17 protein-coding genes are annotated in these 17910 nt (G+C 69.5%); 13 read left to right on the top strand and 4 right to left on the bottom strand.

Annotated features, from left to right (window positions below):
• Positions 1 to 9 precede the first annotated feature (9 nt).
• The 9 genes from AC1D2H_RS17895 (at position 10) to AC1D2H_RS17855 (ending at position 9030) form a co-directional block, all read left to right on the top strand.
• On the top strand, positions 10 to 378 hold the full coding sequence (locus tag AC1D2H_RS17895; RefSeq protein ID WP_477935813.1) for a response regulator: 369 nt from the start codon (positions 10 to 12) through the stop codon (positions 376 to 378).
• Positions 379 to 451: 73 nt separating this feature from the next.
• Positions 452 to 772, top strand: coding sequence for an STAS domain-containing protein (locus AC1D2H_RS17890; protein WP_477935815.1), 321 nt, complete (start codon positions 452 to 454; stop codon positions 770 to 772).
• Positions 762 to 2945 (top strand): chemotaxis protein CheA, encoded by a 2184-nt coding sequence (locus AC1D2H_RS17885; protein WP_478011908.1) that lies wholly within the window; start codon positions 762 to 764, stop codon positions 2943 to 2945. The genes AC1D2H_RS17890 and AC1D2H_RS17885 overlap by 11 nt, the downstream gene beginning before the upstream one ends.
• Positions 2946 to 2970: 25 nt before the next feature.
• Entirely contained in the window at positions 2971 to 4611 is a 1641-nt protein-coding gene (locus tag AC1D2H_RS17880) for a methyl-accepting chemotaxis protein (protein WP_477935819.1), read from the top strand.
• A gap of 19 nt (positions 4612 to 4630) precedes the next feature.
• Positions 4631 to 5161 carry a chemotaxis protein CheW gene (locus AC1D2H_RS17875; protein WP_477935821.1) on the top strand — a complete coding sequence of 177 codons (531 nt, stop codon included), beginning with the start codon at positions 4631 to 4633 and terminating at the stop codon, positions 5159 to 5161.
• Positions 5162 to 5395: 234 nt separating this feature from the next.
• On the top strand, positions 5396 to 6199 hold the full coding sequence (locus AC1D2H_RS17870) for a CheR family methyltransferase (protein WP_478011907.1): 804 nt from the start codon (positions 5396 to 5398) through the stop codon (positions 6197 to 6199).
• A 4-nt stretch (positions 6200 to 6203) separates the two neighbouring features.
• Positions 6204 to 6698 (top strand): chemotaxis protein CheD, encoded by a 495-nt coding sequence (locus AC1D2H_RS17865; RefSeq protein ID WP_478011906.1) that lies wholly within the window; start codon positions 6204 to 6206, stop codon positions 6696 to 6698.
• Entirely contained in the window at positions 6695 to 7792 is a 1098-nt protein-coding gene (locus tag AC1D2H_RS17860; protein WP_477935827.1) for a protein-glutamate methylesterase/protein-glutamine glutaminase, read from the top strand. Before AC1D2H_RS17865 ends, AC1D2H_RS17860 begins: the two co-directional genes overlap by 4 nt.
• Before the next feature lie 14 nt (positions 7793 to 7806).
• On the top strand, positions 7807 to 9030 hold the full coding sequence (locus tag AC1D2H_RS17855) for an EAL domain-containing response regulator (RefSeq protein WP_478011905.1): 1224 nt from the start codon (positions 7807 to 7809) through the stop codon (positions 9028 to 9030).
• Position 9031: 1 nt separating this feature from the next.
• Here the strand turns inward: AC1D2H_RS17855 and AC1D2H_RS17850 are convergent, their stop codons facing one another.
• A complete protein-coding gene (locus AC1D2H_RS17850) occupies positions 9032 to 9481 on the bottom strand; it encodes a carboxymuconolactone decarboxylase family protein (protein ID WP_478011904.1) in 450 nt (149 codons plus the stop codon).
• A gap of 107 nt (positions 9482 to 9588) precedes the next feature.
• On the opposite strand from AC1D2H_RS17850, the gene pdxR reads away from it, so the two are divergent.
• Positions 9589 to 11013, top strand: coding sequence for a MocR-like pyridoxine biosynthesis transcription factor PdxR (gene pdxR, locus AC1D2H_RS17845; RefSeq protein ID WP_478011903.1), 1425 nt, complete (start codon positions 9589 to 9591; stop codon positions 11011 to 11013).
• Here the strand turns inward: pdxR and AC1D2H_RS17840 are convergent.
• Both AC1D2H_RS17840 and AC1D2H_RS17835 read right to left on the bottom strand, forming a co-directional pair.
• Positions 11010 to 12392 carry a sensor histidine kinase gene (locus tag AC1D2H_RS17840; RefSeq protein ID WP_478011902.1) on the bottom strand — a complete coding sequence of 461 codons (1383 nt, stop codon included), beginning with the start codon at positions 12390 to 12392 and terminating at the stop codon, positions 11010 to 11012. The genes pdxR and AC1D2H_RS17840 overlap by 4 nt on opposite strands.
• The gene (locus AC1D2H_RS17835; protein ID WP_477935837.1) at positions 12389 to 13048 is read right to left on the bottom strand and encodes a response regulator transcription factor; all 660 of its coding nucleotides are present in this window, start codon (positions 13046 to 13048) and stop codon (positions 12389 to 12391) included. Before AC1D2H_RS17835 ends, AC1D2H_RS17840 begins: the two co-directional genes overlap by 4 nt.
• 76 nt (positions 13049 to 13124) lie before the next feature.
• Here AC1D2H_RS17835 and AC1D2H_RS17830 point away from each other — a divergent pair, with 76 nt between their 5' ends.
• Both AC1D2H_RS17830 and AC1D2H_RS17825 read left to right on the top strand, forming a co-directional pair.
• Positions 13125 to 14369 carry an ABC transporter substrate-binding protein gene (locus AC1D2H_RS17830; protein WP_478011901.1) on the top strand — a complete coding sequence of 415 codons (1245 nt, stop codon included), beginning with the start codon at positions 13125 to 13127 and terminating at the stop codon, positions 14367 to 14369.
• Positions 14366 to 15427, top strand: a complete 1062-nt coding sequence (locus AC1D2H_RS17825; RefSeq protein WP_477935841.1) for an ABC transporter ATP-binding protein — start codon at positions 14366 to 14368, stop codon at positions 15425 to 15427. The genes AC1D2H_RS17830 and AC1D2H_RS17825 overlap by 4 nt, the downstream gene beginning before the upstream one ends.
• Before the next feature lie 7 nt (positions 15428 to 15434).
• On the opposite strand, the gene AC1D2H_RS17820 is transcribed toward AC1D2H_RS17825, so the two are convergent.
• Positions 15435 to 16952 carry a hypothetical protein gene (locus tag AC1D2H_RS17820; RefSeq protein ID WP_478011900.1) on the bottom strand — a complete coding sequence of 506 codons (1518 nt, stop codon included), beginning with the start codon at positions 16950 to 16952 and terminating at the stop codon, positions 15435 to 15437.
• Between the two features lie 166 nt (positions 16953 to 17118).
• Here AC1D2H_RS17820 and AC1D2H_RS17815 point away from each other — a divergent pair, with 166 nt between their 5' ends.
• Positions 17119 to 17811, top strand: a complete 693-nt coding sequence (locus AC1D2H_RS17815; protein ID WP_478011899.1) for an energy transducer TonB — start codon at positions 17119 to 17121, stop codon at positions 17809 to 17811.
• Positions 17812 to 17910 lie beyond the last annotated feature (99 nt).

Here is a 17910-nt window from a genome sequence, read left to right as displayed (position 1 = left end):
ACAACCAGCATGAGCAAAACGATCCTGGTGGTGGACGACTCCGCCTCGCTGCGACAGGTCGTGGGCATCGCCCTCAAGGGTGCGGGCTACACCGTCATCGAGGGTTGTGATGGCCGTGACGCGCTGACCAAGCTCAACGGCCAGAAGATCCACCTCGTCATCAGCGACGTGAACATGCCCAATATGGACGGCATCAGCTTCGTCAAGGCCATGAAGGCCATGCCGGCCTACCGCTTCACGCCGGTCATCATGCTGACGACCGAGTCCGCAGAGTCCAAGAAGGCGGAGGGGCAGGCTGCGGGCGCCAAGGCCTGGGTGGTCAAGCCCTTCCGGCCCGAGGTCATGCTCAACGCCGTGCAGAAGCTGGTGCTGCCGTGAGCGCCGCGCCGGGCCGCCCCAAGCAAGCTCGCTCCCGCTCAGCGGGACAGCGCGCAGCGCGAAGGGTGCACCAGTGAGCGCCGCGCCCCTGCGCCTGGACGGCGAGCTGAGCATCTACCGTGCAGCCGAACTCAAGCCCGTGCTGCTACAGGCGCTCGGGGCGGCCGAAGGCGGGCTGGAGATCGACCTGTCCGCCGTCACCGAATTCGACACTGCCGGCCTGCAGCTGCTGATGCTGGCCAAGCAGCAGGCGCGCGCCCTGCAGCGCGAGCTGCGCCTGGTCGGGCACAGCCCGGCCGTGCTGGAGGTGTTCGAACTGCTCAACGTGGCCGCCTATTTCGGCGACCCGCTGATCGTGGCCGCGCCAGCCGCCGGAGGTCGCCATGGATCTTGATGCCGCCCTGCAGACCTTCATCGCCGAATGCCGCGAACTGCTGGCCGACATGGAGACCGCCCTGCTCGGCATCGAACAGGCCAGCCAACCGGAGGAGGCGGTCAATGCCATCTTCCGCGCCGCCCACACCATCAAGGGCTCGGCCGGCCTGTTCGGCCTGGACCATTTCGTCAGCTTCACCCATGTGGTGGAAAGCCTGCTCGACCAGGTCCGCGATGGCAAGCTGGCCATAGGTGACGAGCTGGTCGTGCTGCTGCTGTCCTGCTGTGACCACCTGACCGTGCTGACCGACCGGCTGGAGGCCGGCCAGACCGAGGAGGATGCCGCCAGCGCGCGCAATGCCGAGCTGCTCATTGCGCAGCTGACCCGCTGGCTGGAGTCGGGCTCCTCGGCCCTGGCCGTGCCCGAGGTGCCGCTGGCCGAGGTGGAGAGGATCGCCCGCCAGGATGGGGCCGGCACGACGGAGGAACTCTGGCATCTGTCGCTGCGCTTCAGCCGCGACGTGCTGCGCATCGGCATGGACCCGCTGTCCTTCATCCGCTACCTGGGCCAGATCGGCCGCATCGCCGCGCTGGTGACGCTGGCCGACGCCCTGCCCGCGGATGCCGACGACATGGACCCGGAAAGCTGCTATCTCGGCTTCGAGATCGCGCTGCAGAGCAAAGCCGACAAGGCCACCATCGAAGGCGTGTTCGAGTTCGTGCAGGACGACTGCAGCCTGCGCATCCTGCCGCCGAACAGCCGCGTCGAAGACTATGTGGCCCTCATCAAAGGCCTGCCCGAGGAGCCCGCGCGCCTGGGCGAGATCCTGATCAACTGCGGCAGCGTCACCGCACGCGAGCTCGAGGCCGCGCTGGCCGCCCAGGCCGAGAGCGGCGCTGCTGGCGGCGTGGAACAAAAGCTCGGCGCCATCCTCATCGAGCAGCAGGCCGTGCCGCCGGCCGTCGTGGATGCCGCCCTGGCCAAGCAGCGCCAGAGCAGCGAGACGCGCAGCCAGGAAAACCGCTCCATCCGCGTCGATGCCGACCGGCTGGACCATCTCATCAACCTGGTCGGCGAGCTCATCATCGCCGGCGCCAGTGCTGACCTGCTGGCCCGCCAGGTGCGCAACCCCGAACTGCAGGAGGCCACCTCGCGCATGGCGGGCCTGGTTCAGGAGGTGCGCGACGGCGCGCTGCAGCTGCGCATGGTCAAGATCGGCGCCACCTTCAACAAGTTCCAGCGCGTCGTGCACGACGTGTCGCGCGAGATCGGCAAGGACATCGCGCTGCAGGTCAGCGGCGAGGACGCCGAGCTGGACAAGACCGTCGTCGAGAAGATCGGCGACCCGCTGCTGCACCTGGTGCGCAACGCCATCGACCACGGCATCGAGCCGGCCGAGGCCCGCCTGGCGCGCGGCAAGGCAGCCAAGGGCCTGGTCAAGCTCAACGCCTTCCACGACTCGGGCAGCATCGTCATCGAGGTCAGCGACGATGGTGGCGGCCTCAAGCGCGAGCGCATCCTGGCCAAGGCCATCGAGCGCGGCCTCGTCGATGCCGAGGCGCGGCTGAGCGACGCCGAGGTCTACGAACTGATCTTCGAACCGGGCTTCTCGACGGCGGAACAGGTCACCAATTTGTCCGGCCGCGGCGTCGGCATGGACGTCGTCAAACGCAACATCACCGCGCTGCGCGGCACCGTGGGCATACGCAGCGCCGAGGGCCAGGGCACCACCGTCAGCGTGCGACTGCCGCTGACGCTGGCCATCATCGACGGCTTCCTCGTCAAGGTCGGCGACTCCGTCTTCGTCGTGCCGCTGGACCTGATCGAGGAATGCATCGAATTCAGCACCGAGTCCGGCCACGACTATTGCAATCTGCGCGGCGAGGTGCTGCCCTTCGTGAAGCTGCGCGAGTTCTTCGACATCGACGCGGCGCCAGCGCGGCGCGAGAGCGTCGTCGTCATCCAGCACGCCGGCCAGCGCGCCGGCCTGGTGGTCGACGCGCTGCTGGGTGAGTTCCAGACTGTCATCAAGCCGCTGAGCGGGGTCTTCCAGCAGGTCAAGTGCATCAGCGGCTCGACCATCCTTGGCACCGGCGCCGTCGCGCTGATCCTGGATGTCGCCGCGCTGCTGCACCAGACCAGCCAGCGTCACCAGCTCGCCAACATCGCTCACGCCGCACGAGCCCATTGAGTCCGCCCCTTCGAAAGGAAGAACCATGCTCAACAAGATGACCGTCGCGATGCGACTGGGCCTGCTGGTCGCAGTGATGGCGATTGCAATGCTGCTGATCGGCTTTGCCGGCCTGCGTGGCATGCAGTTCAGCAACGACAAGCTCAAGACGGTCTACGAAGACCGCACGATCGCGCTGGTCCAGCTCAGCAAGATTGCCGATGCCGCCTATCAGATCCGGATCAACACGCAGAAGTCTGCCGAGGCCGACAAGGCGCAGGAAGCCGAACCCTTCATGCAGACCATCGTCAAGCAGGAAGAGATCTTCAACGGCCAGATGAAGGCCTATCTGGCCACCACTCTGACGCCCGAGGAGAAGCGGCTGGCCGACGAGCTGCAGCAGAGCTGGGGGGCCTACACCGAGGCACGCGGGCAGGTCCTGTCGCTGGTCAGAGCCGGCAACCTGAAGGCTGCGGTGGAGAAGGTGCCGGGCAGCGAGTCCCCGTTTCGCACCGCCCGCACCGCCTTGTCCAAGCTGCGCGAGCTGCAGGAAAACGTCGCCAAGCAGGAGTACGAGGAAGCGACCGCGCAGGCCGCTGCAACCTTCAAGGTCAACATCGCCCTGATCGTTGGCGGTTTGGTGCTCGGCGCGCTGTTTGCGTTCGTCATCATCCGCAATCTGATGGCACAGCTCGGTGGCGAGCCCGGCTACGCGGCGGCCATGGTGAGTGAGGTGGCGGCCGGCAACCTGACCGTCGACATCCAGACCAAGCCGGGCGACACCAGGAGCCTGCTGGCTGCCATGAAGACCATGGTCGAGAAGCTCAGCCAGGTCGTCTCCGAAGTGAGCAGCGGCGCCGAGGGCATCACCGGCGCCGCCGAGCAGGTCAGCGCGACGGCCCAGTCGCTGTCGCAGGCGACCAGCGAGCAGGCCGCCGGCGTCGAGGAGACCAGCGCCTCGGTCGAGCAGATGACCGCCTCCATCGCCCAGAACACCGAGAACGCCAAGGTCACCGATGCGATGGCCAGCAAGGCCGCCACCGAGGCGGCCGAAGGTGGCGACGCGGTCAAGTCCACCGTTGCAGCCATGAAGCAGATCGCCAAGAAGATCGTCATCATCGACGACATCGCCTACCAGACCAATCTGCTGGCGCTGAACGCGGCCATCGAGGCGGCGCGCGCCGGCGAGCATGGCAAGGGCTTCGCTGTCGTCGCTGCCGAGGTGCGCAAGCTGGCCGAGCGCAGCCAGGTCGCGGCCCAGGAGATCGGCGAGGTCGCCAGCAGCAGTGTCGAACTCGCCGAGCGGGCCGGCACGCTGCTGGACGCCATCGTGCCCAACATCAGGAAGACCTCCGACCTGGTGCAGGAAATCACCGCCGCTTCCGAGGAGCAGTCCAGCGGCGTCGCCCAGATCAATTCGGCCGTCAGCCAGCTCAGCCAGACCACGCAACAGAATGCAGCCGGCTCCGAGCAGCTCGCCGCCACGGCCGAGGAGATGAGCAGCCAGGCCGAGGAGCTGCAAGCCACCATCGCCTTCTTCAAGGTAGACGGCGGCGGGCGTTCGATGCCGCTGCGCCGCCGCCCTGCTGCGCCAGGCAAGCGACCGATCGCTCGCGCCGGCCTGGCCGACACCCGCGCCGGCTTCTCCGACGTCGAGCCGGACGAGTCGCAGTTCGTCAAGTACTGAGCCTCGAGGACCCGGTCCCATGAACGCCCTCGTCACCCAGGCCGGCGGCCGTCAGCTCGCGGCGGGCGCCGCCGCCGAACCCCAGCAATACCTCACCTTCATGCTCGGCGGCGAGGTCTTCGCCATCGGCATCCTGGCCATCAAGGAGATCATCGAATACGGCGGCCTGACGCCCGTGCCGATGATGCCGAGCACGATACGCGGCGTCATCAACCTGCGCGGCGCCGTCGTGCCCGTCATGGACCTGGCGGCGCGCTTCGGCCGGCCCAGCTCCGAGCCCAGCAAGCGCACTTGCATCGTCATCGTCGAGCTGCGCGCCCAGGAGGAGCAGCAGGTCATCGGCGTCATCGTGGACTCGGTCAACGCGGTGCAGGAGATTGGCCCCGCCGACATCGAGCCGGCGCCGGGCTTTGGCATGCGCATCGCGCCGCATTTCATCGCCGGCATGGGCAAGGTCAACGGCAAGTTCGTCATCCTGCTGGACATCGAACAGGTGCTGTCCATGCACGAGATGGACCAGCTGCAGGCGCTCAAGCCCGCGGAAACATGAGCCCCTCGTCCAAGGATTACCTTGGCCGGTCTTGCAGACCGCGCTGCGGCTTGAGCCGCAGCCCTTCGGCAGGCACAAGCCGCCCACCGGGCGCCTTGTGTCCGGCCTCAGCCCCCGCGGGGACGGCGATGCTTGCGGCATTGAGCCGCAAGCACATCGCCAGCGCGGGCCGGCTAGGGAGCGGCCCGGCGCCTGGCCCGCAAACTCCATGCGACGCGCGATGGGGCGCCTGATGTGATCGAGCTCGGCGACAAGGAGTTCACACGCTTCCAGGCCTTCATCTACGAAGCGGCCGGCATCAGCCTGTCCGACAGCAAGAAGGTGCTGGTCAGCGGTCGCCTCGAAAAGCGCCTGCGCCACCACCACCTGAACAGCTACAGCGACTATCTGGCCCTGCTCAGCCAGCCGGGCCAGGCGGCGGAGCGCCAGATCGCCATCGACCAGCTGACCACCAACGAGACCTATTTCTTCCGCGAGCCGCGTCATTTCGAGCTGCTGCGCGAATGGGCCCTGGCGGCACGCGACGCGGGCCGCGGCCTGCGCGTCTGGAGCGCCGCCTGCTCGAGCGGCGAGGAGGCCTACAGCATTGCCATGGTGCTGGCCGACTGCCTGGGCGAGCACCGGCCCTGGGAGGTCGTCGCCTCGGACATCAGCAGCCGCGTGCTGCAAAGGGCGCGTTATGGTCACTACCCGGTCGAGCGCACGACGCAGATCCCGCTCGGCTATTTGCAACGCTTTTGCCTGCGCGGCACCGGCGAGCAGGCCGGCACCCTGCTGGTTCAGCGCACACTTCGGCAGCGGGTGCAGTTCACGCAGATCAACCTCGACCAGACGCTGCCGCCCCAGGCCGCCTTCGACGTGATCTTCCTGCGCAACGTGATGATCTATTTCAGCAACGACACCAAGCGTCGCGTCGTCGCCCGGCTGGTGGGCCAGCTGCGGCCGGGCGGCCACCTGCTGATCGGGCATTCCGAGACGCTCAACGACATCAACAGCCAGGTGCGGCCGCTGATGCCATCGGTCTACTGCAAACCTTGACGCCATGGCTGCCGCCAAGACCATCGTGCTGCTGCCCGGCGAACACTTTGCCGGCGACGAGAGGTTTCGCGTGCGCACCCTGCTGGGCTCCTGCGTGTCCATCGTGCTGTGGCAACCGCACAGGCGCATCGGCGCGATGTCGCATTTCGTGCTGGCCGGCGGCAGCGCCGTGAACGACGGCGAGCTCAACGGCCGCTACGGCAACGAGGCGCTGGCCCTGATGCTGGCCGACCTGCGCGAGCTGGGCGTCGCGCCGGCCGACTGCCAGGCCAAGGTGTTCGGCGGCGGCGCGATGTTTGAGACCGGTACCAAGCTGCCCGACGTCGGCCGCAAGAACGGCGAAGCGGCCCGCGAACTGCTGCTTCAGCAAGGCATCCCCATCGTGTCGGAGAGCTTGTTCGGCGAGGGTCACCGGCAGATCATCTTCAGCATCCGCACCGGCGAGGTCTGGATGCGCCATGGCCATCAGGGCGCCGGTGCCGCCAGGAGCCCGGCATGAGCATCAAGGTGATGGTGGTTGACGATTCGGCGGTGGTGCGCCAGGTGCTGTCCGGCCTGCTCAATGCCGCGTCGGGCATCGAGGTGCTGAATGCCGTGTCGGACCCGCTGCTGGCCATGGAACGCATGAAGACGGCCTGGCCCGACGTCATCGTGCTGGACGTGGAGATGCCGCGCATGGACGGCATCACCTTTTTGCGCAAGATCATGGCCGAGCGGCCCACGCCGGTGGTGATCTGCTCGACGCTGACCGAGAAGGGCGCGCAGACCTCGATGGACGCGCTGGCGGCCGGCGCCGTGGCCATCGTCACCAAGCCCAAGCTCGACCTGAAGAACTTCCTGCAGTCCAACGCGGCCGAGCTGGTCGCGGCCGTGCGGGCCGCGGCGGGTGCAAACGTGGCCCGGCTGGCTCCGCGCGCTGGCCCCGCCCCAGTGGCGCGCGCCAAGCTGACGGCCGATGCCATGCTGCCACCCGCCGAAGGCCGCGCCATGGCCCAGACCACCGAGCAGGTCGTGGCCATCGGCACGTCCACCGGCGGCACGCAAGCGCTGGAGGAGGTGCTGACGGCCTTGCCACGGGTCTGCCCCGGCATCGTCGTCGTGCAGCACATGCCCGAGAAGTTCACGGCCGCGTTCGCCGCGCGGCTCAACACCTTGTCCGAAATCGAGGTCAAGGAGGCCGCCAACAACGACCGCGTGCTGCCGGGCCGAGCCCTGATCGCACCGGGTGGCAAGCACATGCTGCTGCGCCGCAATGGCGCGCAGTATTTCGTCGAGGTCACCGACGGACCCCTCGTCAACCGCCACCGGCCGTCGGTGGACGTGCTGTTCCGCTCGGTCAGCCGCTGCGCCGGTGCCAATGCGCTGGGCATCATCATGACCGGCATGGGCGACGACGGCGCGGCCGGGCTGCTGGAGATGCGCCAGGCCGGTGCCCGCACCTTGGGCCAGGACGAACGCAGCTGCGTCGTCTACGGCATGCCCAAGGAGGCGGTCAAGCGCGGCGCCGTCGAGCGCAGCCTGCCGCTGGGCAGCATCGCCGCCGAGATCGTGCAGCAGATGTCGCGTGGCGGCGGCATTCGGGGAGAGTCCTGATGACGGACGAGGCCATGAGCCAATTGGTCGCCCTCGTCGTCGAGGACAGCGCCGTGCAGCGCAACCATCTGGTGTCGCTGGTGCAGGAGCTCAAGATCGGCACGGTGCTGCAAGCCGCCGATGGCCTCGAGGCCATGCGCATGCTGGAGCAGCAGCCGCAGCAGCGCATCTTCCTCGTCATCACCGACATCGACATGCCGGGCATGGACGGCATCGAGCTGATCGGCCGCCTCGCCGAAGGCCGCCAGGTGGACAACCTCATCGTCACCAGCGCGCGCGACCCGCGGCTGCTGGAGACCGTCGAGAGCATGGGCGCTGGCGACGCGCGCCTGAAGCTGCTGGGCACCCTGCCCAAGCCGGTCACGGCCGCTGCGCTGGCACGCATGCTCGACCATGCCCGCCCCCGCAAGGGTGGCGCGGGTCTGCGCCCGCAGTTCGAACCCAGCCAGGAGGAGATCGGCCGGGGCCTGGACGCCGGCGAATTCATCCCCTTCTTCCAGCCCAAGGTCAACATCGCGACCGGGTTGATCAAGGGCGTCGAGGCGTTGGCCCGCTGGCAGCACCCGCAGCATGGCCTGCTCAGCCCCGCCACCTTCATCGCCCGCATCGAGGGCACGCCGTTGATGGCGCGTTTCACGCTGTCCATGGTCGAACAGGCCCTGCGTCAACTGCAGGAATGGGCACGTTCGCTGCCGGCACTGACGCTGTCACTGAACCTGTCGGCCGATGACCTGGCCGACCGCGACTTCATCGATCACCTGACCGCCCTGGTCGTCCAGCACGGCGCGGCGCCCGCGTCGGTGATCTGGGAGGTCACCGAAACCATGATCATGAACAGCCAGGCCATGGCCAATCTGGCGCGGCTGGGGCTGAAGGGCTTCGGGCTGTCGATGGACGACTACGGCATCGGCTATTCGTCCATGCAGACGCTGTCCCGCAGCCCCTTCACGGAGCTGAAGATCGACCGCATCTTCGTCAACGGCGCCAGCGAGCGCAGCAACCGCCGCGCCATCCTGAACAGCTCGCTGGACATGGGCCGGCGCCTGGGCGTGTGCACCGTGGCCGAAGGCGTGGAGACCGTGGAGGACTGGCGGCTGCTGGCCGAGCTGGGCTGCGACGTCGCTCAGGGCTATCTGATCGCGCGGCCCATGCCGGCCGCGGAACTGATCGGCTGGTACCGCGGCGAGCGCGCCCGGCTGCGCGCCCTCGCGGCCGGCGCCGTGGCGCCGCGCGCCTGATTCATTGCTCGGCGGGAAGCTGGCTGCGAAAGCCGATGGCGAAGCGGTTCCAGGCGTTGATGGTGACGATGGCCAGCGTCAGGTTCACGAGCTCCGCTTCGCTGAACTCGGCCTTGGCGAACTCGTAGTCGGCGTCGCTGGCATGACCCTGCGTCACCAAGGTCAGCGCCTCGGTCCAGGCGAGAGCCGCCTGCTCGCGCGGCGTGAACAGCGTGGTCTCGCTCCAGGCCGGCAGCACGTAGAGGCGCCGCTCGCTCTCGCCGGCCTTGCGCGCGTCGCGGCTGTGCATGTCCAGGCAGAAGGCGCAGCCGTTGATCTGCGAGGCGCGCATCTTGACCAGCTCGATCAGGCTGGCCTCCAGGCCCAGCTTGCCGATACTGCCCTCCAGGGTCAGCATGGCCTTGATGGCGGCGGGCGAGGCGCTGTAGAAGTCGATGCGGGGGGTGGTCATGAGATGCTCCAGAAGCTGGTGTTGGGGTGAGCAAATGGTGAACGCGCCCCGGCGCCGCGAGCAGTCCAATCCCGACCAAATCAACCAGTCCACCGCCGTCCCGTCGCATGGATCTCCACATCGTCATCGACCGCGACCAGCCGCTGGGCGAGCAGCTGCTGCGCCAGCTGCGCGGCCTGATCCGCAGCGGCCGCCTGGCCACCGGCGCCCAGCTGCCGCCGACGCGCCTGCTGGCCGAGCAACTGGGCCTGGCGCGCCAGACCGTGGCCGAGGCCTATGAGCGGCTGACGCTGGAGCAGCTCATCGAGGCGCGGCGCGGGCGCGGCAGCTTTGTGCGAGCGCTGCCGGCGGCCGAGGCCGAACGGCCCGTGGCAACCACCGTGCGCCTCGCCAGCGCCGAACGCATCGCCGCCTTCCAGGCCCTGCCGGTGCCGCTGCTGCGCTTTGCCGACAACCCGCTGGCGCGCTGGGACTTCATCGGCGGCTCGCCCGAGCCCGCCCTCTTCCCGCACGAGGACTGGCGGCGCCACCTGCACGCGGCGCAGCGCCAGCTCGGCCAGGGCGGCGCGCATGCCCCGCCGGCCGGGCTGGCCGCGCTGCGCGAGGCGATTGCCGAACACCTGGCCTATGCCCGCGGCGTGCGCTGCTCGGCGGCGGATGTCATCGTCACGCAGGGCGCGCAACAGGCGTTTGACCTGCTCATCCGCGTGCTGGTCGGGCCGGGCGATGTGGCGGCCATCGAGTCGCCAGGCTACCCGCCCATCATCGGGCTGCTGCAGGCGCAGGGCGCGCGCATTGCGCCCGTGCCGGTGGACGAACAGGGGCTGGTGACCGACGCGCTGCCGCCCGACGCCAAGCTCGTCTACACGACGCCGGCCCACCAGTTCCCGCTCGGCGTGGCGATGAGCGCGTCGCGGCGGCGCGCGCTGCTGGCCTGGGCCGCACGCACCGGCGCCGTCGTCATCGAGGACGACTACGACAGCGAGTTCCGCTTCGAAGGCCAGCCGCGCGACAGCCTGCAGGGGCTGGACACGGACGGCCGCGTGGCCTTTGTCGGCAGCTTTTCCAAGACGCTGGCGCCGTCGCTGCGGCTGGGCTATGTCATCGCGCCGCCGGCCTTGCGCGACGCCCTCTTGCACGCCAAGCACCTGACGGACGTGCACGGCCCCAGCCTGCTGCAGAACGTGCTGGCCCGCTTCATGGCCGAGGGCAACTACCGCAAGCACTTGCGCCGCTGCGTGGCCGAGTACGCGCTGCGGCGCGAGCGACTGATGGCGGGCTTTGCCGGGCCACTGGCGCCGTGGCTGACGCTGCTGCCCGCGGAGGCTGGCTTCCACCAGGCGGCGCTGTTCAAGCCGGGCGTTGCCATCGACGCACCGCAGCTCGCGGCGCTGGCGCGTCGGGTGGATGTCGGCCTGTATCCGCTGCAGGCATTTGCGGCCGGGCGGGATGGCTTGCTGATGGGCTTTGGGCGCGTCCCGCCCGAGGGCATAGCCGAGGCACTGGGCCGCGTCGCCGAGCTGCTGGCCTAAGCCGCCGGCAACGTCAGCCGCGCGATGCAGCCCTGTGGCGCCGCTGGCAGCAGCTCGGCGCTGCCGCCATGGCGCTCGGCAATCTCGCGGACGATGGCCAGGCCCAGGCCGCAGCCCTCGCCGGTCGTCGCGCCGCGCACGAAACGCTCGAAGGCGCGCTCGCGCAGCTCGGGCGCGAGGCCGGGGCCGTTGTCTTCGACGTCCAGCCACACGTCGTCCCCCGCGCGGCGCAGCTTGACGGTGATGGCCGCACCCCGGCCGGCATAGCGCACCGCGTTGTCGATCAGGTTGACCAGGGCCTCGCGCAGCAGCAGCTCAACGCCCTGCACTTGCAAGCCCTCGTTGACGATGTCCACGCCCAGGTCGCAACCCGCGGCCAGGGCGCGCGGCACGCTCTCCGTCGTCACCTCGTGCACCAGCCGGTCGCAGTCCACGGTCGCCCAGCCTTGAGCCGCGACCGCCTCGGGCTCGGCGCGGGCCAGCACCAGCAGCTGCGACACCAGCCGCGCGCCACGCACGGCGCTCTCGTGCACGCGCTCCAGGCGCTGGCGCAGGGCCGGGTCGCTGTTGGCCTCCAGCGCCAGCTCGGTCTGGCTCTTCAGCCCGGCCAGCGGCGTGCGCAGCTGATGCGCCGCGTCGCTGATGAAACGGCGCTGCGTGGCCAGGCTTTGCTGCACCTGGCCGAGCAACTCGTTGACGGCGCCGGCCAGCGCGCTGACCTCGGGCGGCGCGGCGCGCAGCTGCACCGGGTCCAGCGCATCGGCACGCCGGCCTTCCACCTGCTGCTGCAGCTCGGCCAGTGGCTTGAGCCCCTTGCGGATGCCGGCCCACACCACCATGCTCATCAGCGCGATCAGCAGCGACAGCGGCAGCGCCGTGTCCAGCAGCATGCGCCGCGCCAGCAGATCACGCGGCGCGCTGGAGCGGGCGATCTGCACGCGCAGCGCCGAGTCCGCCGCGCCGGCCGCACCCAGGTGCAGGTCCAGCGACACGACGCGCATCGCCTCGGGCACGGTGGCGTCGTAGAACAGCGGCTCGTTCAGCGCCGGCAGCCCCGGCGGCGACGGCATGCGCGCGTCGCCCAGCAGCAATTGGCCCGGCGGCGAGCTGACCATGTACATGACCCGGTCGTCGGGGTCGGCAGCCAGGATGTCCTGGGCCGAGCGCGGCAGGTCGACGAAGAGGCCGCTGGCGGTGGGCTTGATCTGGCGCGCCAGCGCGCGGGCGGCCTGCAGCAGGCTGGCATCGACGAGTTCGTCGGCATGGCGGGTGGCGAGGCGGTAGGCGCCGAAGGCGGCGACGAGCCACAGCACGATCTGCGGCAGCAGCAGCCACAGCAGCAGTTGCCGGTGCAGGGAACGACCGGCCGGCGCGCTCACGGTGACGCGGTGGCTTCGAGCAGATAGCCCAGGCCGCGCACGGTGCGCACGGCCAGGCCCGAGCCTTCGAGCTTCTTGCGCAGGCGGTGGATGTAGACCTCGATGGAACCGCCCTCGTCGGCACCCCAGGCGTCGACGATCTGCTGCTTGGTGACGACGCGGTCGCGCTCGGTCAGCAGCAGGTCCAGCAGCGTCCACTCGCGCGGGCTCAACTCCAGCGCCTCACCGCCGATGCTGGCGCGGCGTGCGGCGCGGTCGACGCTGAGGCGGCGCAGCTGCTGGGTCTGCGAGGCCGGCCGGCCGCGGCGCAGCAGGGCATGCAGGCGGGCCTCCAGCTCGGGGAAGTCGAAGGGCTTGGTGAGGTAGTCATCGGCACCGGCCTGCAGGCCGGCGACGCGGTGCTCCAGCGCGTCCAGCGCCGTCAGCACCAGGATGGGCAGGGTGCGGCCGGCCTCGCGCACGCGCTTGAGCACCGTGAGGCCATCCACCAGCGGCAGGCCGAGGTCGAGGATGGCGACGTCGAAATCCTGCTTGCGCAGCAGGTACTCGGCCACGGCGCCGTTCTCGGCCCACTCGACCTTGAACGAGGCGTTCAACAACTGCTGCTGCAGCGCGTCGGCCAGCAGGGGGTCGTCTTCGGCGAGCAGCAGGTTCATGGGCCGGACTTTAGTCGCGCAGAGCCTCATGGTTAATACGATATTAAGTTTCTTAATTGTCGGTAATGATGCCGGCATGCTGCGCGCTTTGCTCCGTGTCGCCCCTGCCTTGCTGGCCGCCGCGGCCCAGGCCGGGACGCCGACCGACGTCGTGCATTGGTGGACCTCGCCCGGCGAGATCGCCGCCAAGCAGGCCCTCGCCGAGTCCTATCGCGCCGCTGGCGGCCAATGGCGCGAACTGGGCGTCGGGGCTTCGGAGCAGGCCCGCACGGTCGTTTTCGCGCGCATCGCCGCGGGCAACCCGCCGTTGGCCGCACAGTTCAACCCTTCCCGGGCGCTGGCGCGGCTGGCGCGCGAAGGCCGGCTCAACGCCATCGACGACGTGGCGGCCCAGGGCCGCTGGGCCGAGGTGCTGCCCGCCGTGCTGCTGGACGCCGTGAAGGTGGACGGCCATGTCTATGCCGCCCCCGTCAGCATCCACATGCCGATATGGCTGTGGAGCTCCAAGGCGGCGCTGGCCAAGGCCGGCGTCAAGGCCGAGCCGCGCAGCATGGACGAGCTCTTCGCCACGCTGGACAGGCTGCAGGCCGCCGGCCTGATCCCGCTGGCCCATGGCGGCCAGCCCTGGCAGGACTTGAACCTCTTCATCGCGCTGCTGGCCAACCAGGGCGGGCGCGACCTGTATCTGGCCGTGCTGCGCGACCGCGATGCGACGGCCGTGCAGGGCGACGCGTTGCGCCAGGTGCTGTTGAGCTACAAGAAGCTGCGCCGCTATGTCGACCCCGCCTCCCCCGGGCGCAGCTGGGCCGACACGACAGCCCTGCTCGTCAGCGGGCGCGCGGGGCTGCAGTTCATGGGCGACTGGTCCAAGGGCGAGTTCACGCAGGCCGGCCAGCAGCCGGGCCGCGACTTCGGCTGCATGCCCGGCCTGGGCCCGCGCTCGCCCTATATCGTCAGCGGCGACGTGCTCGTCTTCCCGAAGGACAAGGACGGCAGCGCCCGGCCCGCTCAAGCGTTGCTCGCCCGCGCGGCGACGGCGCCCGCCACCCAGCTGGCCTTCAGCGCCCGCAAGGGCTCGGTGCCGGTGCGCACCGACATCGACACCCGCACGCTGGACGCCTGCGCCCAGGCCGGCGCCGCGGCCCTGCGCGATGCCGGCCGGCTGGTGGGCAACACCGAATTGCTGCTCGCGCCCGAGCAATTGACGGCGCTCGAACGTGCCGTCAGCGACTATTGGAACCGCGACATCCCCGTGCAGACGGTGCAGCAGACCCTCGCCAAGATCTTGCAAGACAACACAGACAACAGGAGACAGCCTTGACCCGCGTACACATCCAGGACCTCAGCATCCGCTTCGGCAACCACGAGGTCATCAAGGGTCTGGACCTCGACGTCAACAGCGGCGAGTTCCTCGTGCTGCTCGGCCCCTCGGGCTGCGGCAAGTCGACGCTGCTGCACACCATCGCGGGGCTCAACCAGGTCAGCGGCGGCAGCATCCACATCGGCGAGCAGGACATGACGCGCGCCGAGCCCAGCCAGCGCGGCGTCGGCATGGTGTTCCAGAGCTATGCCCTCTACCCGACCATGACGGTGAAGGAGAACCTCGCCTTCCCGCTGAAGATGGCCAAGACGCCCAAGGCCGAGCTGGAAAAGCGCGTCGCCGCCGCGGCCGACATGCTGCAGCTGACCGCGCTGCTGGAGCGCCGCCCCGGCCAGCTCTCCGGTGGCCAGCGCCAGCGCGTCGCCATCGGCCGCGCCGTCGTGCGCGAGGCCAAGGTGCTGCTGCTGGACGAGCCGCTGTCCAACCTCGACGCCAAGCTGCGCACCGACCTGCGCCGCGAGCTCAAGCTGCTGCACAGCCGCCTGGGCAACACCATGATCTATGTGACCCATGACCAGGTCGAGGCGATGACGCTGGCGACGCGCATCGTCGTCATGCACCAGGGCGTCATCCAGCAGATCGGCACGCCGGCCGAGGTCTACGAGAAGCCGAAGAACCTGCGCGTGGCGGGCTTCGTGGGCTCGCCGGCCATCAACCGTGTCGAAGGCCAGGTGGGCGAAGGCGGTGTGTTCGCGTCTCCCGCCTTCAGCGTGCCGCTGCCCGCCGTGCTCGCGGCGCGCCCGCAAGGCGAGGTGCTGACGCTGGCCATCCGGCCGGAGAACGTTCGCGTCGGTGCCGGCGAGTCCTTCGAGGCCGAGGTCCAACTCGTCGAGCCGCTGGGCAACCAGCATGTCGTCTGGCTGAGCTGTGCCGGCTCGACCATCTCCGCCGTGTTGCCGGGTCAACCGGAAGTGCAGGAAGGCGCCAAGGTGCGCTTGGGCTTCGATGCCGGCAAGACGATGTGGTTTGATGCCGCCGGAGACCGCATCGAGGTGTGAGGGCCTGTTAACGCGTCGGGATCGAGAACCGGTAGTCCAGCCCCAGCGCCAGGTTGTCGGCCTTGAACCGGCCGCCGCCAGCGCTGCGCGCCTCGATGCGGCCGACGCTGAAGTTCAGCGCCAGGCGTTCATCCAGCAGCCAGCGCACACCCGCACTGGCCTTGGCGGACTTGCCGTGCACATTGGCGCCAGCCATCAGCTGGCCGAAGGCCTGCAGGCGCTCACCGGGCCCCGCCAGCGTCTGCACGCCCAGGCCGCCGAGGATTTCGGCATAGCCCGGGTAGCCCAGGTAGGCGTTGTAGGCCGCCGAGGCCTGCAGGGGCAGATACCAGCGCGGGCCAACGGGGATGTCGAGCTGCAGGCCCAGCATCTGCACGGAGGGGCGGTCGGTCTCCCGGTAGCTCAGGTGCAGGTCCGTCTGGTGCAGCACCGACAGGCGCAGGCCCTGGTAGCGGGCCGGATCGGTCGCCTCGGCGCTGCGACCGGAACGCAGATGATGCGTCAGGCTCAGGCCCCAGGTCTGGTTGCGCGAACTGCCCTTGGGCGCCGTCATATAGCCCAGCGACAACGCCAGCCCCAGGTCGCGCGTCAGCGAATATTCGGCGGCCAGCCTGGGATAGACGAGCAGGCCGGAGCTGGTGTCGATCACATCCGACGAATAGCCCCCCGAACCGACACCGAGCTGCCCGTACAGCGTGAGTTCGGGCGTGAGGCGCCAGCGCTGGCCCACGCCGCCCAACAGCTGGTTGTACAGCGGCAGGCCGCTGTAGCCCATGCCGAGAGCGGCGAACCAATAGCTGTCGGCGGCGAAGAAATGGGCGTACTGCAGGTCGGCCAGCCGCACCGTGTTCCTGTTCGAACCCTGGGGATCCTGCTGCCGATAGTTGTCCAGGGACAGCGTCAACATGTTCTCGCCCATCTCCAGCCCGGCGCGGCGGTCGTCCGCAGCCGGCAAGGGCTGGCCGTGGCCGGAGAACGGCCCCGTGAGGTGGCTGAAGGGCACCTCCAGCAGCAGGCTGGCCTGGGTACCGTCGATGATGGCCTGGCGGAACTTCAGCCGCGAGACGGTGGCGCCCAAGGTGAACTCGCCGAAGTCATAGCCGAGGCCGGCATAGCCCTTGGCAAAGCCGCCGCTGCCCGACAGCAGCTTGCTGTGCTCGACGCTGCGCCCGCCGCCGCCGCCGCCGGCCGACAGGCCCGCCATCGCGAACACCGGCCCGGCCAACGGGCGCCTGAAGTGCAGGCCCAGGTCTGCGGCCACAAAGCCGCCATAGGCACCCCTGACAAGCGGCGCATAGAAGCCGCCGCCCACATAGACGCCGTCGAGCAGCTTGCGGTAGGCGTGAAAGCCCAGCAGGTCGATGGACTGGTCGCCTGGCACCTTGACGGTCTGGTATTCCAGCGTCAGCAGCGCGTCATTGCGGCGCAGCTCGGTGGGTTCGGCCGGGGGCTGCGCCTGTGCGGCGGCGCACAGCGCGATGCCGAGGCTGGCAAGGGTGAAGAGGCGCAACGGGAGACGAAACATGCGAGGCGGCGTGAACGGCCGGGCATGCTCTCACGGACTGCGCCTCGTCCAGCGCCACGCGGACTGTGAGCTTGGGGGTGCCGCCGGCACGCGGCTTGCATGGGTCAACCACCCGAAGTTGTCACGAAGACCTGCTGCAATCGGCGCCCCGCCGCTCGACACCGCCATGCCCGAACGCTCTAACCTTTCAAGCCTGCTGACCGCGCTGGCCCTGGCGCTGCCCCTGCTGGCCGCCGCCCAGACCAGCCCGCCTCCCCTGACCGCTGCCGAGCGCGCACAGCGCGACGCCCACCGCGTGTTCAGCGTCATCAAGTTCCACACCATCCGCAGCAAGCCGGCGGCCGAAACGACCAGCAAGCCGGCGCGCGCGCCGGCGCCCGCCGCACATCGCCCCGCGCCGAGCCCGGTCAACGCCACGGCGCCGGCTGCCGAGCCCACCGAGACCAACCCCGTCGTCAGCACGGGCGCGGCGCAAGCCAGCCCCCTGACCGCGGCCACTTCGCCCACGCCTGCTGCCGCCCCGTCGGTTCCAGATCAGGCCGATGAGCCGGTCGGCGCAGCGCCGACGATGGAGGCGGCGCCGGAAGCGGATGAACCGGAGGAGGTGCCGCTGCGCATGCAGAACTTCGTGGCCCCGGTCCTCACGCCTGCGGTGCAGGCCACGCTGGGCGCTGGCACGCGGCATATCCGGGTGCGGCTCACGGTCGAGGCCGACGGCACGGTCCGGCAGGCGGAGGCCGCGGCCAATGTGCCGCGCCGCCTGGCCAAGCCCGCAACCGACGCCATCCTGCAATGGCGGTTCGCGCCGCTGCCTCAGGCGCGCACAGCCGACGTCGAGATCGCCTTCCTGCGCGACTGACGCAGCGTTCATTGCAGCGCCGATATCCATTTCGGCATCGAAGCGCTTGGAAAAGTGACTGGCTTTCCAGCGGCGTCCACGCCTATCGTCCGCGCTCGG

It is taken from the genome of Roseateles sp. P1_C1_2, from assembly GCF_056406535.1.
Note: the sequence above shows the minus strand (reverse complement) of the source record. Positions and strands in the feature narration are given on the sequence as shown.